Here is a 22,558-nt window from a genome sequence, read left to right as displayed (position 1 = left end):
TTTCCCCGCAGCATGCAAGTCCGGTTTCAGATTCCGCCCATCCATGTCACGACCTGCCGCACTGATGACGAGTATTGCCGACGCGCCGCTGGCGTCGCGCCCGCTCGCCGTCTGCGCATCTGTCGTCGCACAGATGGTCAGCATCCTGAAATCGAAAAAACGATCCCGCGTCTGACGGGTCGTTTCCCGTCGGGCACGCGCCGACGGGATCACACTCCACCGCTGTTCTGCATCACCCCCCGTTCGCAATGCCCGCCGGAAAGCCGCGCAGACGACTACGTTTGCGCACATTCCAACGCATCGAAACGAGGCATGACATGACAGCAGCAAATCCGGCAACAACCCGCAACTCCCTGTTCGAAGGCATATGGGTGCCCATCGTCACGCCGTTCAGGCACGGCGCCATCGACCATGAGGCGCTGCAAGCGCTCGCGCGCAGCCTGGCGGCAGACGGCATCAAGGGCCTGATCGCCTGCGCCACGACGGGTGAAGGCTCGTCGCTGTCGCAGGACGAACAACTCGCCGTCTTCCGCAGCCTGCGCGAAGCGCTCGGGCCCGACTACCCGATCGGCATCGGCATGGCCGAGATCGCCACTGCCCCTGCGGTTGCCTGGGCACGCGAACTGGCAGGCCTGCAACCTGCGGCGCTGCTCGTCGCTGTGCCGCCCTATCTGCGCCCCTCGCAGGACGGTATGCGCGCACACTTCGAAGCCATCACCGAAGCGGCTGACCTGCCGGTCATCCTCTACAACATTCCCTATCGCACTGGCGCCAGTATCGACCTCGCCACCGTGCAGGCGCTCGCGACCGATGCGCGCATCGTCGCGATCAAGGAGTGCGGTGCCAGTCTCGAACGGCTCCATGCCCTGATCACGCGGACGCGGCTCAAGGTGCTGGCCGGCGATGACGCTCAGATCTTCTCCGTGCTGTGCCTCGGCGGTCATGGCGCGATCAGCGCTGCCGCGCACGTGCGGCCCGATCTCTACGTGCGCATGCATGCCCTGCTCAAGGACCAGCGCCTCGACGAAGCACGCCTGATCGCGCAGCGCCTGCAACCGATGATCGCCGCCCTGTTCGCGGAACCCAACCCCGGCCCGATCAAGGCCTTGTTCGCTGCGCAGGGCAGGATGCGCGACGAAGTGCGGCTACCGCTGCTGCCTGCTAGTGCGGAATGCCTGTCGCGCGTGCAGGCGGCCTGGAAAGCCCTTGGCTGACCACGCAGTGCATTGCCATCTGCCGGGGTGGACGCACATGGGCGATAATCCCGCCCACACCGTTCTCCCGGCTGGTAGCGCGCCATGGCACACCACACCTTTACCCTCAACTCCGAATACATCGAACTCGACAAGCTGCTCAAGCTGCTTGCCATCGCCCCGTCGGGCGGCATCGCGAAGATGATGGTGGCGGAGGGCGCGGTGAGCGTGGACGGTGAGCTGGAAACGCGCAAGACGCGCAAGTTGCGCGCAGGTTGCGTGGTCGAGGTGGCGGCGGGTGAATTCGGCGCGGGCGAGACGATCAGGGTGGTGGGTGCCGATGGCGCTTGATGCCGTGGGAGCGACAATCGAACGGGAACGCCCCGGGCGGCTCGACGTGGCGGCGCTGGGCCAGGTGTTCACGCCGCCGGCCGTGGTCGCGAAGATGCTGGCGCTGCGTCGCAATCGTGGCCGCACGCTGGAGCCTTCGTGCGGTGATGGCGCGTTCTCGTCGCGTATAACGGGTTGCGTCGCCATCGAGTTCGATGCGCGCGTGGCACCCCAGGGCGCCCGCGTCATGGATTTCTTCGACTTTCCGGCGACGGAGGTCTTCGACACCATCATCGGCAATCCGCCTTACGTACGCTTTCAGGATATCGGCGCTGCGACGCGTGCCAAGCTCGACATGCAGTTGTTCGATGCGCGCAGCAACCTCTCGCTGTTCTTCATCGAGAAATGCCTGCGGCATCTCGCGCCCGGTGGCGAGCTGATCTTCATCGTGCCGCGCGACTTCATCAAGGCGACGGCGGCGCGCAAGCTCAATCGCGAGCTGTTCGAACAGGGCACGATCACGGATTTCATCGATCTGGGCGATGCGCGCGTCTTCGATGGCGCCTTGCCCAATACGGCGATCTTCCGTTTCGAGAAGGGTCGCATGGACCGCCGCATGCACGACGGCCGCCTGTTCGATTGCCACAATGGGCAGCTGGTTTTTCTCGGCGGCGACTACACGCTGCCGTTTGCCTCGCTGTTCAGCGTGAAGGTGGGGGCGGTGTCGGGGCGCGACGAAGTATTCGCCCACGCGGATGGCAATGTCGACTTCGTCTGCTCGAAAACGGCGACCACGGGCGAAACGCGACGCATGATCTACGACGTGCAGCACCCGCATCTTGTTGCGCACAAGGATGCGTTGCTGGCGCGCCGCATCCGCCACTTCGATGAAGACAACTGGTGGCATTGGGGGCGCGATCATCACAAGTCCGACGCGCCGCGCATCTATGTCAATTGCAAGACGCGACAGGCAAAGCCGTTCTTTGTGCACGATTGCAAGGACTACGATGGCTCGGTGCTGGCAATTTTCCCGCGCGATGCGGGAGGCGATGTGCGACGCGCGGCCGAGTTGCTCAATGCGGTCGACTGGGCCGAGCTGGGCTTTGTCTGTGACGGCCGTTTCCTGTTCGCCCAGCGCGCGCTGGAGAGCTGTTTTCTGCCTGCCGACTTCGCCCGGCAACTCGCTGCGCGCTGAGCTAGGCTGAAGAGGTGAGGGCGGTGCAAGCGAGCGGGCGCGAAGTTTGCGGCACATGCTTGTTCACCGACCCGGCCCCGCAGGAGCACATCATGAGCACTACCAAGCCCACTCCCGAACAAAGCGATAGCCCGTCTGCTGGCAGCGAACGTCCAAACGTTGGCTGGGGACAGGACGACGCCTACGCGACGGAGAGCAATCCAGAAGGTCTGCGCTATAACGAGAAGCCTCACAAGCCAGGCGAGTTGCCGAAGAGACCGGTAGGCGAGCATGGGACGCATCAGGATCCGCCGATCTCTGTGGGCGAGGAGTAGCCGCGGGGGCTGACTTCTCGCGAGGGGCTTCCCGTGTGCATTGCCCCCAGGCGCAGCGGCTGATTGTCCATCAGTCCGGTTGAATTCCCCGGTCCGGCTTCCTAACATCCGGTGATTCCGCTGCGCGTACCGGCCCTGCCGAGTCACGACAAGACGGCGGCTGCCGAGGACCGGGAGGTCGTGCCGCATGGAAAAGCAGAGCAAGACAGCGCAGCGACCGCCCATGAAAGGCGACGACGCACCGCGTGGCGGGCGCGTACGCACCACGCGGCCCGGTCCGATGAGCCGCAACGCGCCCCTGGCCGGTATTGTCGTGACCCTGGTTCTGTTGGTGGTGGCCGCTGTGCTGGCGCCACGCCAGGCTCCACATCCCGATATGTTGCGACCGGTTGCCAACTGGGATCTGGGCAATCCAGCATGGTGGGCCTACCCGCTTGAGCGCAATGCGTTCAAGCGCGACCTGATCCGCGGCAATCTGCGCGACGTGCATCGCCTGCCTGGCACGCAGCTGCTCTGGGCTGTCGGCGAGAGCGGGCTGATCTTGCATTCGGAAGACGCGGGTCTGCACTGGACGCAGCAACACCCCGAGCCACCTCCGCGACCCGCGAACGTTTCTTTCAGCCTGATCAGTTCCGCGCAGGCTGCTATCGCGCCGGACAAGTCCGCCTATCCCCTGAACAAGTCGCCGATGCAGCAGCAAGCTGCCGATGCGCAGCAGGTCGACCCGCAGGGGGCCGTGCCGCAAGCTGTCGACGTACCCAGGCGCCCGCCCTCCAAAGGCGTCGCACCCGTGCAGGCGCCCGCCCCGCCCCGGCCGGCCCTGCCGGAGTCGCCGCGCATCGCCCCGGAGAAGGCCGACCTGAATGCAGTGTTCTTCATCGATGCGGATCAGGGCTGGGCGGTTGGCAACGGTGGTGCGGTGCTCATGACCAAGGACGGCGGCCGCAACTGGAGCGTGGTCGATGCGGGCGCGAGCAATGACTTTGGCGGAGTCGTTTTCTCGGCCGATGGCAAACGCGGCTGGATCTTCCCGGCCAGCACCGCGCGTGGCGCTGCGGCTACGCGCGTCAGCGAAAACGGCGGGCGCACCTGGACGGAAAGCTCGCTCGGCAGTCTCGGCATGCTGGATGCGAAGCCGGCGTTGGGGGCCGATCGCGCCATCGCGTTTCGTGGCACTGCCCGGGGGCTGATGAGCAACGGCGGCAAGGACATCTGGTTCATCGAGAACAGCGCGTCAGGCGCTGCACTCAGCGTGGAGCGCGCGCCATCGAAGGATACGACGCAGCTCGTGCAATGGAGCGATTTCCGCCCGCAGGCCTTGCAGGTGTCGAGCGACAGCCAGCGCCTCGTGCTGGTCGGCAACAACGGCAAGATCCGCTACAGCACCGACCTGGGTAAGACCTGGCGCAACGTCGATAGCGGACGTCGCGCCGATCTGATGGCCGTGCAGTGCGACGACTCGCTCGACGACTGTCTTGCGGTCGGAGATGGCGGCACGGTGCTGCGCGGGCGGGGGCTCGCGAGCTGGCGCGCCATGACGCCAGGCGGTGGTGCCAATCTGTTGTGGGCCCGCTTCAAGGACAATGGCGAAGACGGTGATGCGGTCAGCTCCGCGAACATCCAGTTCGTGACGGATGATGGCGGCATCAGCTGGAGTTCCGTCGGTGAGACGAAGCTGCCAGCCAGCGAGGTGAAGAGTCCCTTCGGCTTCATGGACGGGAATTTCCGCTGGCGGGTGGGAATCGGCAAGGCCGAGCGCTCGGACGATGGCGGCAAGAACTGGCGCAGCGCGGCACCGAGCACGCAGGCCTGGCTGTTGTCTGCGTTCTTCCTTGCCGATCACCAGCGGGGCTGGATTTCCGGTGCGGATGGCAACATTTTTGCCACGCGTGACGGCGGCAATAGCTGGCAGCAGCAGAGCACGCAGACGCGTAGCTGGCTATGGCATATCAGCATGGACGCCAACGGCAAGACCGGGCGGGCCCTGGGCGCCTACGGCACGGTGCTGCTGACCGATGACGGCGGCGTGCGCTGGCGCGAGTCGGCCCTCTACAAGCGCTACCCCGCGCCGTGGTTCTGGTTGTTGCTGATACTCGGCGGCATTGCGCTCATCGTGCTGGTGCCGCGCCATATGCGCAGTCGCAATCAGGAACAGGATGTTGTGGAAGGCCCGGCCGCCAGCCTCAGTTCAGACCAACCTGTCACACATATCGAGAACGACCGCCTCGGCTATCGGCCTGCCATCGAAGCGCTGGCCGCCTTTCTCAGCAACGAGGCAACCGAGCCGCGTATCACGCTGGCCATCTCGGGCGAATGGGGCAGCGGCAAATCGTCGATGATGCGCATGCTGCAGACCGAGATGGCCAGCAAGGGTTATCGCACGGCCTGGTTCAATGCCTGGCACCACCAGCAGGAGGGGCGTCAGCTCACGGCCTTGTTCAACGTCGTGCGCAGGCAAGGTGTGCCGACCTTTTTCCGTCAGCCGGTTGCAGCGCTGCGTGTGCGCTCGAAACTGATCTGGGGACGCAGCGCGTTCTATCGTTTCGTGTGCATCGCGATTCCACTCGTCGTGCTGGTCGCTGTCGGTGACTTCTCGCGCCAGCCCGATCGCTGGGAGCGCTTCAAATGGTGGATCGCGCATCAGACGTTGCAATGGGAACGCGTGGTCATCACCGACAAGAGCATCGAGAAGCTCAAGGCCGTCGATGCGAAACCAGCGGCGGCGCAATCCGCACCGAAGGCGGAGCCCTCTTCCGTACCGTCGTCGCCTGCTGCACCCGCGCGCGCCCAGATTCGCCCCGAAGTGCTGACGTACATGCGCAATGCGTTGGTGTGGCAGTCAGATCAGGAGGAGAGTCAGCCACGTCATTGCGGCGACACACGCAATATCGCCGACGCGGACAGATGCGTCTTCAAGCAGCCGGAGCAGCTGCTGGTGACAATCGAGAAGGGGACGGGACTCACCTTGTGGCCAAGCGAACGCGAGGCGATCCTCAAGGCGGCCGAGCCCATTCCCGTGCCGCCACTATTTCCTGCGCTGGAGCATTTCATCGTGCCGCTGCTGGGCCTGCTCGGCATCCTGTTCACCAAGGGCATGACCGTGTACGGGCTGGAAGTCTTGCGCCCACTGCGCAATATCTTCGGTACGGCGCCGACTGCCGATGGCGGCAAGGAGGCGACAGGTGCGATCGAACACTACCGGCGGGAGTACTGCCTGCTCACCGAGGCTCTCGATGGGCGCCTCGTCATCTTCGTCGACGATATCGATCGCTGTAATGCAGACACAGTCAACGGCATCATGGAGCTGACCAACTATCTCGTCGACGTCGGGCGTTGCTTCGTCGTGCTGGGCATGGCGATGGAGCGCGTCAAGGCGAGTATCCGGGCGCCTGCCGGAAATTCTGCAACCAATGCCGAAAGCGACTACGCCGACAAGTACCTGCGCAAGCTCGTGCACATCGAGTTGCCGGTGCCGATTGCCAATGCCCAGGAGAGCCTCGGCCTGTTCATCCAGCGGGCGGAGGCGAAAAGTCGGGCCGCCGCACAGAAGGAGGCGGAGCGCCGCATGCTTGCGCAGTGGTGGAGCATGCTGCGCCCCTGGCTGGTCCGCGTCATCGTGGTAGCCGGTGTGATCGGAGCGGCGACGGCCGCCGTGAGCATGGGGAGGCTGCTCAACAACTATCGCCTGCCCGCAGCATTGAAGATTGCACCGGTGGAGAACGGTAGCGCATCACTGCTACCGCCCGGCAGCGACTCTGCGTCCAGGCCCCTTGCAACGCCTGCCGCGCCCAACGGCGCAGGCAATGCGCCGAGTGCAGGTGGCGATGTAGGCCTGGGCGTGTCGTCACCGACGGTATGGCCCTGGCGCGAGCTCGCGCTCGTCGTGACCATCCTGCTGGTGTTGCTTGCCGTGGGCAGCTCACGCGTACTGCAGGAGCGTGTCACGCTGGCGCTGGGTGGCGCCCTGCGTACGCGCGATTCCGAAGAGTTCCGCGAAGCACTGCAGATCTGGCTTGATGCCGTCCGCATGCACGACGAAACACCGCGTGGCATCAAGCGCTTCTGCAATCGGGCTCGCCTGTTCGCGATCTACGAGAAGGAAGATGTCGAGGCCCTGCAGCACGAAGGCCAGACCATAGAACCGACGCGCGACGTGCATGTCGTTGCACTGGCGGCGATTCATCACGTATCGCCCGACGCTCTCAAGCAGCTGCTGCTTCCCCTAGGCCCCGACATCATGACCGAAGGCGGCAAGGTGACCGGCACGGGGAGCGAGCTTGGCCGCTTCATCGAGGCACACAGGCAGCGCTTTGGTTGGCCCGAGGTCGATGCCATCGGCCGCTTCATCGAGCGCGTGCAGCGCATCGCGGTGCGCTAGGGGCGCAGGGCCCAATGAAAAGGCCGCATCGCTGCGGCCTTTTTCATTTACCTGTTTCGGCTTTGCGCCGCTCGATCTCGGCGACCTGGTCAATGCCCATGACGCGTAGCAGGGCGGCGACCATCGCGTTCGGACGGAACAGCAAGGTCTGCTTGCCCTGTCCCTGCAACTGCGCGATCTGGTTGAACAGCGCACCGGCACTGACGAATTCGAGGCGCTTGAGTTGCGTGCAGTCGACCTCGACGCGTGTGCGCTGCGAGGCATACACCGCGAGTTGGCGCAGGGCTTCAGGCTGGTTGCCAGAAACAACGCCGGTCATGGCAAACCGATCCACATCCGCTTCAGGCTCGGGCTCTGCCGCAGCAACTTCGGCCAACTCTTCCGGCGCGACCACAGGCGGTGGCTCGTAGGAAGGCGGTGATTCTTCGAAGGTGATGGCGTAATCCAGCGCGACCTGATCAAACCGATCTGCATCGGCCGTCTGCTGGATCAGGCTCAGGGCCAGCATCCAGTAAGGCTGGTCGGTCTTCTCACCCACCTTGAGTTTTGGTTCGATCAACGTGAGCGCGTGCGGGGCCCCGAACAGGACGACTTCAACCTTGGCACGTTTGAGGGCGGCCAGTGTTTCGTTGAGTAGCGCACAGCCGGTTTCGTCGATGCCCTTGAGGCGAGTCAGTTCGATGCGCAGCTTGCCCATTTTCTGGCCGATACGCGCGAGCTGCTCGAACTGCGGGCGAGCATTGCCCGACAGCGTGCCGGAGAGATTGACGGCCGGGGCGGAGGATTGCTTGCGCTCGACGGCTGGCGCCGGAGCGGTTTCATCCCAGATCGGGGGCGAGATTTCGAAAGTCTGCGTGAATGCCTCTGAGCGCGCATCGAACGATGCCTTCTGGCCCGTCAGGCGGTACAGATCGAAGAGCATCAGCCACAGCTCTTCCGAGGCTTTGCCAATGGCGCCGTCGATGGCCGCTTCCAGCACGGCGCAGGCGCCGTCGTCACTGGCATTGGCGTAGAGGATGGCAGCTTCTTCTACCGCTGCGTGCTCTTCGTGCGAGCCTTCGGAAACCTGGATCTTGCCGGCGGCGGCCTGCAGCGCCCGCCCCATGTCCCCCAGATTGGTGAGGTCCATGGTCGTCGTGATTTCATCCTTGTTGGCGCGACGCGCACCGGAGGTCGGGCTGCTATTGCCCTTTTCCGGGGGTTTCTTGCCAAAGAGAGACATCGCCATGACGTTGTACTGAGCCGATATGTCCGGTTACAGGGGGCACGCCGCCTGTGGCGTGCCGGGTACGATTTGCAGACTCTTCAGTCGGCGTACATCTTCTGCATGCGTTCGCGACGTGCCTGGGCTTCGACCGACAGGGTGGCTGTCGGGCGCGCCAGCAAACGGGCCAGGCCGATCGGCTCGCCAGTCTCTTCGCAGTAACCGTAGTCTTCGCGGTTGATGCGTTCGATGGCTTGATCGATCTTCTTGAGCAGCTTGCGTTCGCGGTCGCGGGTGCGCAGTTCGAGTGCGTGTTCTTCTTCAACGGTGGCACGGTCGGCCGGATCGGCAACCGTTTCCTGCTCGCGCATGTGTTCCACCGTTTCATCTACCTTGAGCTGCAAGTCGGTGCGCATTGCAAGCAGACGTTCCTTGAAGAACGTGAGTTGCTTGTCGCTCATGTACTCCGACTCCGGCATAGCCAGCAGCTTGGCTTCGGTCAGCGCCATGGACATTCCCCTATCTGTAGGTCCAACATAAAAGCGGCATTCTGCCCCAGTCTCTTCCGGTTTGACAGTAGCGTCATCATCCTTGCCGTAACGGTCTGTCTGGTGCCGGGGTTTAGCCTGAAAGTGGCTGCCTGTGGGCGCCGCGCCTTCAGGCAAGGTGAGGGAGGGTACAATACTTTCATGCGAAATCATGAAAACTCGGCCACCGTGTTCAGTTGGCCGGTCAGGGTCTACTATGAGGACACTGACGCAGCCGGGGTTGTCTACTACGCGAACTACCTTTGTTATTGCGAGCGGGCGCGAACCGAATGGCTGCGCGCGCTTGGCCTCGATCAACGCAATATGCGTGCCGAGACCGGCCTCGTATTTGTAGTAACACGTGTCGAGGCAAACTATCTGCGCGGCGCGGAACTCGACGACGCGCTTGAGGTTCAGAGTCAGGTCATCCGTCTGGGTGGCGCCAGCGTGACCTTCGAGCAGCGTATCCTGCGCGGCACGGAATGCCTGTTCGTTGCAAAAGTGACCATCGCCTGTGTCGATTGGAACAAGAAGCAGGCCGTCCGCCTGCCTGATCAGTTGAGAGAACTCCTGGAACCCGCCGCATGAATCTATCCCAAGACATGTCCATCCTCAGCCTGGTGGCAAACGCCAGTCTGGTCGTCAAATGCGTACTGGGCATCCTGATCGCAGTTTCTTTTTCTTCGTGGTACTGGATTTTTCGCAAGGGCTTCGCCATCCGCAAGGCACGCGCCGCCACGTCCACGTTCGAGCACCAATTCTGGACGGGTGGCGACCTGACGGCGCTCTATCGCAGTGCGTCACAGGACCGCGATGACGCAGGCCCGCTCGGGCGCATCTTCGAGTCGGGCTATCGCGAGTTCGCCAAGCTGCGTGGCCAGAGTTCGCTCGAGCCTTCGGACATCATCAACGGCGCGCGACGTGCAATGCGTGCCAACTTCCAGCGCGAGATCGATGATCTCGATGCGCATCTGGCCTTCCTCGCCTCGGTCGGGTCGGTCAGTCCGTACGTGGGTCTCTTCGGCACGGTGTGGGGGATCATGAATGCCTTCCGCGGCCTCGGCGACGTCGGTACGGCCACGCTGGCACACGTTGCGCCGGGTATTGCCGAAGCCTTGGTGGCGACCGCGATCGGCCTGTTTGCTGCGATTCCGGCGGTGGTGGCTTATAACCGCTATGCGCACGACATCGATCGTCTGTCGATCCGGTTCGAGAGTTTCATCGAAGAGTTCTCCAACATCCTGCAGCGTCAGTTGCGCTGAGCGGGACGAGGCCTGAGCCATGCGTCAGCGTCGCCTGAAGAACGAAATCAATGTCGTGCCGTATATCGACGTCATGCTGGTGCTGCTCGTCATCTTCATGGTGACGGCGCCGATGATGCCGACCGGTACGGTCGATTTGCCCAGCGTAGCCAAATCTTCGCAAACCAAGCAGCAACCCCTTGAGGTCGTGATTCGTAGCGAGCGCGAACTGGCACTGCAGAACCATGCGGAAACTGGCGGCGGCAAAGAGGCCAGCGTGAGTCGCGATGCGCTCGTAGAGCGTCTGAAGTCTGCACAGGCCGCGAATCCGGAGCAACCCGTAGTGATCTCGGCCAACAAGAACGTGCGCTACGAGGTTGTCATGCAGATCATGGATCTGCTCCAGCGTAACAACATCAACAAAGTCGGTCTGTTGGTGCAGCAGCAGGCCGGGAAATGAGGGTTCTGGTCGCGTGATCGCAGCGGACATCAACCCCGCATTCCATGGCCGTGAAGATCCCGGCAAATGGGGCTCGCTGGCACTGACCCTGTTCATCCATGGCGTACTGGCCCTGGTATTGTTTTACGGTGTGCAATGGCAGCATCGTTCGCCCGAGCCAGTGCAGGTCGAGCTTGTAAGAGCTTTGCCGCCCCCGGTTTACGAGCCGCCCGTGCCGGTGCTCAAGCCGGAGCCGCCCAAGCCAGCGCCCGTACCGAAAGAAGTTGAACCTCCGCCGGAGAAGAAGCCGGACATTGCCCTGCCGAAGGCGCCCGATAAGCCGGTAGAGAAAAAGCCGAAGCCGGAGGAGAGGAAGGCTGTCGAGCTACCGAAGCCGCCCGAAAAAGTCCCGCCCAAACCGCAGGAAAAGCCGGCGGAGCCGGTCAAACCGCAAGTCGAACCACGCAAGACGGAAGCCCAGCGCATGAACGAGATGCTGGCGCTGGAGTCCCAGAAAGCCAGTAATCAGGCCAAGGCCCAGGCCGATGCGCGCAAGAAGCAGGAGCAGGACGCGGTGTCAGGGCGAGCCAATGACAAGGCGCGCGACGAGTGGGCTGCGGCAATTGCGCAGAAGGTGCGTGGCCAACTCTCGGTGGCTATCATTCCGCCAGGCAATCCGGAAGCGGAGTTCGATATTGAACTGTGGCCCTCAGGTGAGGTCCGAAAAGTGCGACTGAGCAAGAGCAGCGGCAATAAAGCGCTCGATGAGGCCATGGAGCGCGCCATCAACAAGGCATCTCCCCTGCCAAAGCCCGGCCGGCCAGAGGTTTTTGTCACAGACTTGCATTTCGTTTTTAAGCCACGCGGCGATTAAGCTCGCGCAGACTGTTGCACCAACAATATAATTGGACTCCATGCTCCGCAGATACCCCATGCATCGCAGGCATTTTCTTCAGGCCAGTTCCCTTCTGGCACTGACACCGGCATTGGCCCGTGCCGAGCTGACCGTTGAGATTTCCGGTCTGGGCGATAACCGCATCCCCGTTGCCATTACCCCGTTCGCGGGTGAGCAGATCCTGCCCAAGTCCGTATCCGAAGTGGTTCGGGCCGACCTGGAGCGCAGTGGCCTGTTCCGCATCATCGATGCGGGTAGTCAGCCGCCGGCCGATATTGCGCGGCCAAGCTGGGACACCTGGCGCAGTCGCAGCGCCGACATCTTGCTGGGAGCGAACGTACGACGCTTGGCTGACGGCAACGTCGAGGCTACGTTCCGCCTGATGGATGTCGTCAAACAGACGGAATTGAAGAGCGCCGTGCTGTCTTTTCACGCCGAGCAGGGTCGCAATGCCGGGCACTGGATCGCTGACCGCGTGTACGAACAGATGGTGGGCGTGCCCGGGATTTTCTCGACGCAGATTGCCTATGTAGAGAAGTCAGGCCGCAATTACATGCTGCAGATCGCTGAATATGACGGGGCCAACCCCGTTTCGGCGTTTACGGATGACGAGCCGATCATTTCTCCGGCATGGTCTCCCGATGGCAAGCGACTGGCCTACGTGTCGTTCGCGCTCAAGAAGCCCGTCATCTATGTGCAGACGGTCGCAACAGGCCGGCGGCAGGTCGTTGCCAATTTCAAGGGCTCCAATTCGGCCCCTGCCTGGGCGCCTGATGGCAATCGCCTCGCCATCGTGCTAACGAAAGACGGCTTGTCCCAGCTTTACATCATCAATGTGGATGGCAGCGGTGCGCGGCGGCTGACGAAGTCGTCGGCGATCGATACCGAACCGTGCTTTTCTCCGGACGGCCGCACCATCTACTTCACGTCGGACCGCAGTGGCGGACCGCAAACCTATCGCATCCCCGTCGATGGCAGCGGTGAGCCGCAGCGTGTGACATTCGAGGGTAGCTACAATGTATCGCCGCGTGTTTCGCCGGACGGCAAAACACTGGCCTACGTCAGTCGCATTGATGGGCGTTTCCAGCTCATGGTGCAGGATCTGGCAACCCAGCAGACGCTGGCGCTGACAGATACCACGCGCGATGAATCGCCCAGCTTTGCGCCCAATGGTCGTCTCATCCTCTACGCCACCGAGGTGGGGGGGCGAGGTGTGCTGTCGGCCGTTTCGGTTGACGGCAAGATCCGCTATAAACCATTGCAAGGTGCCGGAAATATCCGGGAACCGGCATGGGGCCCGCTCGGCGGCTGATCTGCTGGTATCCTAGCGCCACTGTTCCAAGAAACCAGATATGGGAGTAGACATGAAAATCGCTTTGCCCTTGAGCATCCTGTTTGCCGCAGTGTTGTCCGCTTGCAGTTCCACTCCGACCCAGGAGCCAGCACCGACTGCACCTGCAGCCGCAGCACCTTCCGTCGCAGCCAAGCCGGTGACGCCTGCTGCACCTGCTGCACCTGCCGCAGCCAAGAAGGGCCCGTTTGATGATGAAAAATTCAAGTTGTTGTTTGGCAAGAAGGATATCTTCTTCGACTACAACAGCTTTGAAGTGAAGCTCGACTACTTCGACGTGGTCGAAGCGCACTCGAAGTGGCTGAAGGGCAACGCTGATTCGAAGGTCTTGCTGCAAGGCAACGCCGACGAACGTGGTTCCAGCGAGTACAACCTCGCTTTGGGTCAGAAGCGTGCTGAAGCTGTGAAGTCCATGTTGAGCACCCTGGGCGTCAAGGAATCGCAGATCGAAGCCGTCAGCCTTGGCAAGGAAAAGCCACGCAATGCCGGTCATGACGAAGCTGCATGGGCTGAAAACCGCCGTGTGGATATGGTCTACAAATAATCCTGGCGTCGTTCGCGCCTGATTAAACGGGGTGTCCGGTGCTTGCACCGTACACCCCGTCGTCCTTCTAAGTACGGAATCCTGCATGAAGACAAAATCTGCACTCCACGCTTCATTGCTCTGCCTTTCGCTGCTGGCAGCGCCCGCGCATGCTGGCCTGTTCGACGATGATGAGGCACGCAGACGTATCGATCAGCTGCGCGCAGACGTCGATGAGCGAACTCAACGCCTGGAAGAGGCGGCACGTGGCCAGGCCCTTCTGGTGAATCAGATCGACAGCCTGCGTGCAGAAATTGCCAAGTTGCGCGGTCAGCTCGAGGTCACGACCAATGACGTAGAGCAGTCGCAGAAGCGGCAGAAGGACTTTTACGTCGATCTCGACACGCGACTACGCAAGCTCGAGGCGAGCATTGCCGAAATGACCAAGAGCGCCGCGAGCGCGCCGCTTGCCACGCCGACACTGGACCCTGCGCAAGAGCCGCGCGATTACGAGCTTGCCGTCAATGCGCTACGCAACGGTAAATATGTGGATGCAGCTGTCGGCTTCCGTCAGTTCATCAAGAACTGGCCGAACAGCGTCAACCAGCCGGGCGCGAATTACTGGGCTGCCACGTCTTTGTTCCAGGCGCGGGATATCAGTACCGCGGCGGACTACTACAACAAGGTCGTGACGACCTGGCCAGACGACCCTCTTGCGCCGGATGCCATGCTTGGACTGGGTAATTGCCAGCAAGAGGCAGGCGATACCAAAGCGTCACGCAAGACTCTGGAAGTGCTGGTGAGCAAGTATCCGAAAAGTGATGCAGCGAAGACCGCCAAGCAGCGTCTGAGCAAGAAGTGAGCAATAGCAGCGGGAAATGTGACTGAAGTGACAAGTGTTGTGAATGATGTTCCGGGTGACGTTTCGAACGAGCAGATCCAGGGCACGGCCCGTGGCGAACGTCTGCGGATCACCGAAATCTTTTTTTCCGTACAGGGCGAAACAAGTCGGGCAGGCTTGCCGACGGTATTTGTGCGCCTGACGGGCTGTCCGCTGCGCTGTACATGGTGCGACACGGAGTATGCCTTTCATGGCGGGGCCTATCAGCACATTGACGACATCCTTGCCGAAGTTGCGCGCCATGGCACGCCCTATGTCTGCGTTACCGGTGGTGAGCCCCTGGCACAGAAGCCGTGCCTGACTCTGCTTTCCGCGTTGTGCGATGCCGGCTACAGCGTGTCGCTCGAGACCAGCGGCGCGCTCGACATCAGTGCAGTCGATGCACGTGTCTCGAAAATCATGGACCTGAAAGCGCCGGGTTCGGGCGAGGTCGACAAGAACCTGTGGGACAACCTCGCCCACCTTACGCCTCGCGACGAACTCAAACTGGTGCTGGCTCACGAGGCAGACTATCTGTGGGCGCGTGAGCAGTTCGAGACGCGCGCGCTGGCGAAGCTTTGCCCGGTGCTGTTCTCCCCGGTGCAGGGCTCACTGAAACCGGCCGATCTGGCGGAGTGGGTGTTGCGCGACAAGCTGGCCGTGCGCATGCAGGTGCAGTTGCACAAGGTAATCTGGGGTAACCAACAAGGCCGCTAGAACGCTAGCGAGAGGGCTGCGCACGTATCTGGCGGCATTTGGGTAGAAGAGGGCTCGCTCGCCGTGCTTGAGCACTGCTCTGCGCGAGCCGCCTAGCCGGCTACGCGCTCGCTCCTCTCGCTACACGTTCCAGGCCTGCTATGACGCAGGCTTTGCGCTTGAGCGTTCCTTCTCGTAATCCCGATAATCCTGCTTCTTCAGGCGCTCCAGGCAGCGCTGCATTTCATCGCCCGGCTTGCGGCGACATTCCGCTTCAGCGCCGGCCTGACCGCCTGCGTACCAGGACTGCGCGGTGCAGCCCGGCAAGGCAGTCAGCAGCGTGCAGGTCAAGAGCGCAATGCGCATGGCGCGAGGCTCACAGGTTGAGTATCGCTTCGTGCTCTTCGGGCAGCAGCTCGAAGCCACGCTTTTCATAGTGCTTGAAAATGGCGGCGACGATTTCTTCCGGCTCGTCGATCACCTGGATCAGGTCCAGATCCTTCGCACCAATCATCTTCTCGTCGACCAGGGTGGTCTTGAACCAGTCGAGCAGGCCGTTCCAGAACTTGCTGCAGACGAGAATCACGGGAATCTTGCGGCCCTTGTTGGTCTGGATCAGGGTCAGCGCTTCCGATAGTTCATCCAGCGTGCCGAAGCCGCCCGGCATGACCACGTAGGCCGAGGCGAAACGCACGAACATGACCTTGCGCGGAAAGAAGTGGCGGAAGGTCTGCGAGATGTCCTGGTAGGGATTGCCGCTCTGTTCGAAAGGCAGCTGGATGTTGAGGCCGACCGAGGGCGACTTGCCGTGGAAGGCGCCCTTGTTGGCCGCTTCCATGATGCCGGGGCCGCCGCCGGAAATCACCGAGAACCCCGAATCCGACAGCAGACGGGCGATTTTCTCGGTCAGCTCGTAATACGGATGATCGACCGGCGTGCGTGCCGAGCCGAAAATGCTCACGGCCGGCTTGATGGCCTGCAGGCGTTCAGAGGCCTCGACGAACTCTGACATAATGCCGAGGATCCGCCAGGCCTCACGGGCCACACGCGTTTCGGTCTCGACTGAAGGGGCTGTGAACGGCGGAAGTTTGTTTTTCAAGCTCATGTTTTTCGGTCGTTGGGTGAGTGACGGTGCTGCGTGTGCAGGTCTGGCATGCGCCCTGAAACTGGCGACACATCCTTCAGTCTTGTCATCCACCAATCAGTGATCTGTCATGCCAACGTTACTACTCGTCGACGGCTCTTCTTATCTCTATCGCGCCTTCCATGCCCTGCCGGACCTGCGCAACTCGCAGGGTGAGCCGACGGGCGCATTGCGTGGCGTGTTGAACATGCTACGCGTGCTGCGCGAGACCTACAAGGCAACGCACGCGGCCTGCGTGTTCGATGCCAAGGGCAAGACCTTCCGCGACGACTGGTACCCCGAATACAAGGCGACGCGCGCGCCCATGCCGGAAGATCTGGCGCTGCAGATTGCGCCCATCCACACCTGCGTCAAGGCTATGGGCTGGCCGTTGATCATGCAGGACGGAGTCGAGGCCGACGACGTCATCGGCACGCTGTCACGCATCGCCAGCGAGCAAGGCTACGAGGTCATCATCTCGACCGGTGACAAGGACATGGCGCAGCTGGTCAACGCCCATGTGCGCCTCATCAACACCATGAGCAACGAGACGCTGGACGAAGCGGGCGTGTTGGCCAAGTTCGGCGTGCCACCAGACCGCATCATCGACTACCTCGCGCTGATGGGCGACACCGTCGACAACGTGCCGGGCGTCGCCAAGTGTGGTCCGAAGACGGCCGTGAAATGGCTGCAGGAATATGGCTCGCTCGACAACGTCGTGGCCAATGCCGACAACATCAAGGGCGTGGTCGGCGAGAACCTGCGCAAGGCGCTCGATTTCCTGCCGCTCGGCCGCAAGCTCGTCACCATCGTCAACGATGTGCCGCTCGCGCAAGGTCTGGATGAACTGAACTGGACCGAGCAGGACAAGGCGACGCTCATCGAGCAATTCCGTCGCTACGAATTCCGTGGCTGGCTGCGTGAACTGGAAGGGAGCGCGCAGGCCGATGCAGCACCTGCGCCAAGCGCATCACCGGCGAGCATGCGTGCCGTGACCGCGCCCGAAGCGGCGCCGGTCGAGCGCGTCGAAAACGATCGCAAGAATTACGAATGCATCCTCGATTGGGCAGCATTCGATCGCTGGCTGGAGAAGATCAATGCTGCATCGCTGACGGCGTTCGACACCGAGACGGACAGCCTCGACCCGATGCTGGCGCAACTGGTTGGCTTGTCATTTGCCGTGACCGAGGGCGAGGCGGCATACATACCAGTCGGCCATCGCTATGCGGGCGTGCCTGATCAATTGCCTTTCGACGAAGTGCTGGCCAGGCTCAAGCCCTGGCTGGAATCGGCGACACATCTCAAGGTCGGCCAGAACCTCAAGTACGACATGCATGTGCTGGCCAATCAGGGCATCACCTTGCGTGGCGTGGCGCACGACACCTTGCTGGAGTCGGCGGCGCTGGAGAGCGACAAGAGCCACGATCTTGAATCGCTATGCAATCGACATCTCGGTTTGACGGTGTTGAGCTATGCCGACATCTGCGGCAAGGGGGCCAAGCAGATCGGTTTCGGCGAAGTGGAGCTGTCGCGGGCGGCGGAGTACGCGGCGGAAGATGCGGACGTGACTTTGCGCGTTCACAACGTCCTCACGCCGCAGCTGGGGCCAGAGCCCGGCCTGCAGCGCGTCTACCGCGATGTCGAAATGCCTGTGCTCGAGGTGCTGTGGGCAATGGAGCGCAACGGCGTGCTGATCGACACCTTCCTGCTCGCCCAGCAAAGTACCGAGCTGGGCAAGCGCATGATGGAGATCGAGCAGGAGGCTTACGCCGTCGCTGGCCAGCCTTTCAATCTCAATAGCCCCAAGCAGATCCAGGAGCTGCTGTTCGAGCGCGACAAGCTGCCCGTCATCAAGAAAACGCCGAGCGGCGCGCCGTCCACCGATGAAGAAGTGCTGGCGCAGCTGGCGCTTGACTACCCGCTGCCCAAGCTGATTCTCGAGAACCGCAGCCTCGCCAAGCTCAAGAGCACCTACACGGACAAGCTGCCGCGCTCGGTCAATGCGAAGACGGGCCGGGTACACACCAGCTTCTCGCAGACGGGTGCGATCACCGGACGTCTGGCGAGCACCGACCCCAACTTGCAGAACATTCCCGTGCGTACCGAAGAAGGGCGTCGCATCCGTGCGGCTTTCATCGCGCCGCGGGGTTGCCACATCGTGTCCGCCGACTACTCGCAGATCGAGCTGCGCATCATGGCCCACCTCTCCGATGACGCGGGCCTGCTCGATGCGTTCGCCAAGGGCGAGGACGTGCACCGCGCGACCGCTGCCGAGGTGTTTGGTGCGACGCTGGCCGAAGTCACCAGCGAGCAGCGTCGCTACGCCAAGGCCATCAACTTCGGCCTCATCTACGGCATGAGTGCGCATGGCCTGGCCAAGCAGATCGGTGTCGAGCGCAGTGCGGCGCAGCTCTATATCGACCGCTACTTCGCGCGTTATCCCGGCGTGGCGCGCTACATGGAAGAGACGCGCGCACTGGCACGTGAGAAGGGCTACGTCGAAACCGTATTCGGTCGTCGCCTCTACCTGCCCGAGATCAAGTCATCGAATGCCGGACGTCGCCAGGGCGCGGAGCGGGCCGCCATCAATGCGCCGATGCAGGGTACTGCGGCCGATATCGTCAAGCTCGCCATGCGCGCCGTGTATGACTGGTTGCCGCAGGAGAAACTGCAAAGCAAGCTGCTCTTGCAAGTGCATGACGAGCTCATACTCGAAGTGCCGGACGCAGAGCTGGAGCGTGTGAAAGTCGAATTGCCACAGGTCATGAGCGGCGTGGCGAACCTGAAGGTGCCACTGCTGGTCGAAGCAGGCTCCGGTGCCAGCTGGGATGAAGCCCACTGAGCGCACATTGAGCGCGTACGGATGGCGATTTCCCGCTCAGCGGGTAGCGGAAATTTCCTTCCGTCGTGTGAAGAAAGTTTGCGGCCGCAGGCCGCGCATGTACCGGGCGTGGTGTGACATCATGCTGGCGCCTGTTCAACAATCAAGTAGTGAATCGAGTCGTATATGTCTGATCTGATCGTCCATGGTGGTCGCCCGCTGCGCGGGAAAATCCTGCCTTCTGCCAACAAGAACGCGGTGTTGCCCATCCTCTGCGCCACTTTGCTGACTGAGAAGCCGTTGCGCTTGCTGGGTGTCCCGGAAATCACCGATGTGCGCAAGATCCTGGAGATCTTCGAGTCGCTCGGTTCCGACGTGAAGATGGACTATTCGACCGGTGTGCTGGAGCTGCACCACAGCCGCACGCATTTCGATCCACAGGTCAATCGCCTGCCGGAGGAGATGCGCTCCTCCATCATGCTGGTGCCGCCGCTGCTGGCGCGTTTCGGCGTGGCGCGTCTTGAAGATGACGTGAAGGGTTGCACGCTGGGCGTGCGCGAGATCGATCCGCACGTCGAGGTGTTCCAGCACTTCGGCGCGTCTGTGGAGCGCGGTGCCGGTTCGCTGATCGTGCGTACCGAGAGCCAGCTCAAGGCTGTCGATCACTGGCTGGACTACGCCTCGGTCACGACCTCCGAGAATTTCGTGCTGTGTGGTGCGTCGGCCAATGGTGTATCGACGCTCACCAACGCCGCTTGCGAGCCGCATGTGCAGGAGTTCTGCCGCTTCATGCAGATGATAGGCGTGCCGATCGAAGGCGTCGGTACCTCGCGTCTGCGCGTGCAGGGTGTCAGCAGTTTCCAGGGCGGAGAGTTCCGCTTTGATGAAGACTTCCACGAGATCACGACTTTCCTCGCGCTCGGGGCGATTACCGGCGGCGAGATCATCGTCAAGAATTCGGCACCGGAGCAGTTCCCGCTGATCGACCGCACTTTCGCCAAGTTCGGCATCACCGTCGAGCACAAGGACGGCTGGACGACTGCCACGCAGAATGGTGGCCTGCGCGTGAAGCAACCTTTCACGCCCAACATCCTCACCAAGGTCGAGGCGGCGCCCTGGCCATACTTCCCGGTCGACCTGTTGCCGATCTTCGTTGCGCTCGGCGTCAAGGCCGAGGGCAGCGTCATGTTCTGGAACAAGGTGTATGACGGCGCGATGGGTTGGACTAGCGAGCTGTCGAAATTCGGCGCACACGTCTTCCTCGCGGACCCGCACCGCCTGATCACCTTCGGTGGCGGCAAACTGCGCCCGGCCCAGGTCGAGAGCCCGTACATCATCCGCGTGGCCATTGCGCTACTGATGGTGGCGGCAAGCATCGAAGGCAATTCGCGCATCCGCAACGCCACGCCAATCCGCCGCGCGCACCCGCGTTTCGTGGAGAACCTGCGTACGGTGGGGGCGGATGTGGAGTGGATCGAGAGCGCCTGATCTCTCGAACACAAAATAGCCGTCATCCCGGCCTTCGCCGGGATGACGAACTGGTTTTGAACACGGGCTCAAGCACCTGGCGTTCCTTCGCCTGATTTCGTACATGGCTCTCTGCTGAGCCATCAATGGCTCTTCCGGCCGATGCGCCGGCTCCCTGACAGGCAGACACTGCGAACCTAGCTTCCTTCCCGAAGCGCTTCGATCTGTCAGGAGATGCAATGAGTGCAGCCGCCGATCTGTCGCGCCCGCGTCCGTCAGCCACAGGGCTGGACCGGATGTCGGCCACGCGCGCCGATCTCTATTCCAGTATTCACAAGGCGCTACGCCTGTTCATGAGCGATACCCTGGCCATGCTGGGGCGTGTCGATGCGGACGATGAAGCCTGCCTGCGCGACGCGCTGGAGCAGCTCGAGGCACTGCTTTCGCTGCTGCGCCGGCATATCAGCCACGAGACGGATTTCGTGCATGTCGCCATCGAGGCGCGCCTGCCCGGTGCTTCATCGCGTGTGGCCGATGAGCATCTCGACCAGCTGCACAGCATCAGCGAGCTGGAGGTCGAGGCACATACGCTGCGCCTGAGCCCGCTGGCGCAGCGGCGTCTGCTTGCGCACCAGCTCTACCTGCGCTTCGCACTGTTCGTTGCGGACAAGCTGCGCCATATGCACAGCGAGGAGATTGGCCTCAACGCCGCGCTGTGGGCCCATTACAGCGACGGTGAGCTCACCGAGCTGCATGCACGCATGGTGACGCACATGAGCCCACGCGAACTGGCTGCGGTGACACGCTGGCTGGTGCCCGCCGTCACGCCGCCAGAGCTGGTGAGCTTCATTGGCTGCATGCAGGGCAAGCTGTCCGCCGAGGCCTTCACGGCCTTCGAGGCGCATGCCCAACAAGGTTGTGACGCGGCGCGCTGGGCGCTGACCATGAGTCTCCTGCGGGCACGCCACGACGTGGCAGAGCCGGCCAGCGCGGGATCAGACAGGGGCGAAGGGGGGACATCATGAATCGTTGGATCAAGCGCGGCCTGCTGGCCATCTGCGTACTGTTCGTCTTGCTCATTCTCACGGTGTTCGGCGCGGTTCAGTACGGCAACACGAAGATGGCGCGCAGGCTGGACATTGCCGCCCGTCCTGTTGCCTTGCGCGATGATGCGGCGAGCATCGAGCGCGGGCGCTATCTCTACGAGTCGCGCGCCTGCACGGACTGCCACGCGCTCAACGGCGGCGGGCGTACGGTCATCGACGATGGCAAGGGCATGCGCGTTGCGGGCCCGAACATCAGCCCCGGTCCGGGCAATGTGGTGGCGCATTACAAGCCCGAAGACTGGGAGCGCAGCATACGCCACGGTGTGAAGCCGGACGGGCGCCCGGCGCTGATCATGCCGTCGGAAGACTACAACCGCCTCACCGACGACGACCTCGCCGCACTCGTGGCATACCTGCGCCACATGCCACCGGCGTCGGGCGGGGGCGCCGTGCTGGAGTTACCTGTGCCGGTACGCGCGCTGTACGGGCTCGGCGTGATCAAGGATGCCGCCGAGAAGATCGATCACAGCCTGCTGCCGCAGCAGCCCGTCGTCGAAGGCGTGAACCTGGCGCACGGCGAGTACGTCGCCAATATGTGCAAGGGGTGCCACGGTGATGGCTTCTCTGGCGGCAAGATCCCGGGGGCGCCGCCAGACTGGCCGGCTGCGGCCAACATCACCCCGGAGGAGGGTTCGGCCATGACGCACTATGCTGACGCCGAGCAGTTCCTTGCCATGTTCCGCAGTGGCAAGCGTCCCGACGGGACGGCCATCAGCATGGTCATGCCCTTCGAGGCGTTGGCCAAAGCCAGCGATACGGATGTGCGCGCCCTCTATCTCTACTTGCGAAGCGTGGCCCCACGCCCGGCGGGTGGTCGCTAGACCGGCCAGCGGATTTGCAGAATGCGCATGGCGTGGCAGGATGTTTGCATCGAT

21 protein-coding genes are annotated in these 22,558 nt (G+C 62.5%); 17 read left to right on the top strand and 4 right to left on the bottom strand.

The genetic code is table 11. The features are described from left to right. Nucleotides 1-317: 317 nt before the first annotated feature. The 5 genes from dapA to VVD49_RS03605 all read left to right on the top strand — a co-directional run bounded on the left by dapA (nt 318) and on the right by VVD49_RS03605 (nt 7,410). The gene (gene dapA, locus VVD49_RS03625; protein ID WP_327597762.1) at nt 318-1,214 is read left to right on the top strand and encodes a 4-hydroxy-tetrahydrodipicolinate synthase; all 897 of its coding nucleotides are present in this window, start codon (nt 318-320) and stop codon (nt 1,212-1,214) included. 84 nt (nt 1,215-1,298) lie between these two features. After that, on the top strand, nt 1,299-1,544 hold the full coding sequence (locus VVD49_RS03620; protein ID WP_327597761.1) for an RNA-binding S4 domain-containing protein: 246 nt from the start codon (nt 1,299-1,301) through the stop codon (nt 1,542-1,544). Beyond that, on the top strand, nt 1,534-2,718 hold the full coding sequence (locus VVD49_RS03615; protein ID WP_327597760.1) for a class I SAM-dependent methyltransferase: 1,185 nt from the start codon (nt 1,534-1,536) through the stop codon (nt 2,716-2,718). The genes VVD49_RS03620 and VVD49_RS03615 overlap by 11 nt, the downstream gene beginning before the upstream one ends. Nucleotides 2,719-2,810: 92 nt before the next feature. Beyond that, nucleotides 2,811-3,032 (top strand): hypothetical protein, encoded by a 222-nt coding sequence (locus tag VVD49_RS03610; RefSeq protein WP_327597759.1) that lies wholly within the window; start codon nt 2,811-2,813, stop codon nt 3,030-3,032. Nucleotides 3,033-3,219: 187 nt separating this feature from the next. Then, entirely contained in the window at nt 3,220-7,410 is a 4,191-nt protein-coding gene (locus VVD49_RS03605) for a P-loop NTPase fold protein (RefSeq protein ID WP_327597758.1), read from the top strand. Nucleotides 7,411-7,453: 43 nt separating this feature from the next. Here VVD49_RS03605 and VVD49_RS03600 read toward each other — a convergent pair whose 3' ends face one another. Then, complete coding sequence (locus tag VVD49_RS03600; RefSeq protein WP_327597757.1) at nt 7,454-8,638, bottom strand: STAS domain-containing protein; 1,185 nt, start codon at nt 8,636-8,638, stop codon at nt 7,454-7,456. Between the two features lie 77 nt (nt 8,639-8,715). Beyond that, complete coding sequence (gene dksA, locus VVD49_RS03595; RefSeq protein ID WP_327597756.1) at nt 8,716-9,123, bottom strand: RNA polymerase-binding protein DksA; 408 nt, start codon at nt 9,121-9,123, stop codon at nt 8,716-8,718. A 180-nt stretch (nt 9,124-9,303) separates the two neighbouring features. Here dksA and ybgC point away from each other — a divergent pair, with 180 nt between their 5' ends. From ybgC to queE, 8 genes are all read left to right on the top strand, one after another. Continuing rightward, complete coding sequence (ybgC, locus tag VVD49_RS03590) at nt 9,304-9,729, top strand: tol-pal system-associated acyl-CoA thioesterase (RefSeq protein WP_327597755.1); 426 nt, start codon at nt 9,304-9,306, stop codon at nt 9,727-9,729. Next, nucleotides 9,726-10,403, top strand: a complete 678-nt coding sequence (gene tolQ / locus VVD49_RS03585; protein WP_327597754.1) for a protein TolQ — start codon at nt 9,726-9,728, stop codon at nt 10,401-10,403. The genes ybgC and tolQ overlap by 4 nt, the downstream gene beginning before the upstream one ends. 19 nt (nt 10,404-10,422) lie before the next feature. Next, nucleotides 10,423-10,842, top strand: a complete 420-nt coding sequence (gene tolR / locus VVD49_RS03580; RefSeq protein WP_327597753.1) for a protein TolR — start codon at nt 10,423-10,425, stop codon at nt 10,840-10,842. A gap of 13 nt (nt 10,843-10,855) precedes the next feature. Next, nucleotides 10,856-11,695 carry a cell envelope integrity protein TolA gene (tolA, locus tag VVD49_RS03575; protein WP_327597752.1) on the top strand — a complete coding sequence of 280 codons (840 nt, stop codon included), beginning with the start codon at nt 10,856-10,858 and terminating at the stop codon, nt 11,693-11,695. Nucleotides 11,696-11,753: 58 nt separating this feature from the next. Next, nucleotides 11,754-13,028 carry a Tol-Pal system beta propeller repeat protein TolB gene (tolB, locus tag VVD49_RS03570; RefSeq protein ID WP_327597751.1) on the top strand — a complete coding sequence of 425 codons (1,275 nt, stop codon included), beginning with the start codon at nt 11,754-11,756 and terminating at the stop codon, nt 13,026-13,028. Between the two features lie 52 nt (nt 13,029-13,080). Further along, nucleotides 13,081-13,611 (top strand): peptidoglycan-associated lipoprotein Pal, encoded by a 531-nt coding sequence (pal, locus tag VVD49_RS03565; protein ID WP_327597750.1) that lies wholly within the window; start codon nt 13,081-13,083, stop codon nt 13,609-13,611. A gap of 85 nt (nt 13,612-13,696) precedes the next feature. After that, nucleotides 13,697-14,452: a tol-pal system protein YbgF gene (ybgF, locus tag VVD49_RS03560; protein WP_327597749.1), complete on the top strand. Its 756-nt coding sequence runs from the start codon at nt 13,697-13,699 to the stop codon at nt 14,450-14,452. Nucleotides 14,453-14,527: 75 nt separating this feature from the next. Further along, on the top strand, nt 14,528-15,187 hold the full coding sequence (gene queE / locus VVD49_RS03555; RefSeq protein WP_327598940.1) for a 7-carboxy-7-deazaguanine synthase QueE: 660 nt from the start codon (nt 14,528-14,530) through the stop codon (nt 15,185-15,187). A 138-nt stretch (nt 15,188-15,325) separates the two neighbouring features. On the opposite strand, the gene VVD49_RS03550 is transcribed toward queE, so the two are convergent. Next, nucleotides 15,326-15,532: a hypothetical protein gene (locus VVD49_RS03550; RefSeq protein WP_327597748.1), complete on the bottom strand. Its 207-nt coding sequence runs from the start codon at nt 15,530-15,532 to the stop codon at nt 15,326-15,328. Nucleotides 15,533-15,542: 10 nt separating this feature from the next. Then, a complete protein-coding gene (locus VVD49_RS03545) occupies nt 15,543-16,271 on the bottom strand; it encodes an LOG family protein (RefSeq protein WP_327597747.1) in 729 nt (242 codons plus the stop codon). Nucleotides 16,272-16,380: 109 nt separating this feature from the next. Here VVD49_RS03545 and polA point away from each other — a divergent pair, with 109 nt between their 5' ends. From polA to VVD49_RS03525, 4 genes are all read left to right on the top strand, one after another. Then, nucleotides 16,381-19,131 carry a DNA polymerase I gene (gene polA, locus VVD49_RS03540; RefSeq protein WP_327597746.1) on the top strand — a complete coding sequence of 917 codons (2,751 nt, stop codon included), beginning with the start codon at nt 16,381-16,383 and terminating at the stop codon, nt 19,129-19,131. 165 nt (nt 19,132-19,296) lie between these two features. Further along, nucleotides 19,297-20,598, top strand: coding sequence for a UDP-N-acetylglucosamine 1-carboxyvinyltransferase (locus tag VVD49_RS03535; protein ID WP_327597745.1), 1,302 nt, complete (start codon nt 19,297-19,299; stop codon nt 20,596-20,598). Nucleotides 20,599-20,816: 218 nt separating this feature from the next. Then, complete coding sequence (locus VVD49_RS03530) at nt 20,817-21,602, top strand: hemerythrin domain-containing protein (RefSeq protein ID WP_327597744.1); 786 nt, start codon at nt 20,817-20,819, stop codon at nt 21,600-21,602. Continuing rightward, nucleotides 21,599-22,504 (top strand): cytochrome c, encoded by a 906-nt coding sequence (locus VVD49_RS03525; protein WP_327597743.1) that lies wholly within the window; start codon nt 21,599-21,601, stop codon nt 22,502-22,504. Before VVD49_RS03530 ends, VVD49_RS03525 begins: the two co-directional genes overlap by 4 nt. Nucleotides 22,505-22,558 lie beyond the last annotated feature (54 nt).

It is taken from the genome of Uliginosibacterium silvisoli, from assembly GCF_036017035.1.
GTDB classification, from domain to species: Bacteria; Pseudomonadota; Gammaproteobacteria; order Burkholderiales; family Rhodocyclaceae; genus Viridibacterium; species Viridibacterium silvisoli.
Note: the sequence above shows the minus strand (reverse complement) of the source record. Positions and strands in the feature narration are given on the sequence as shown.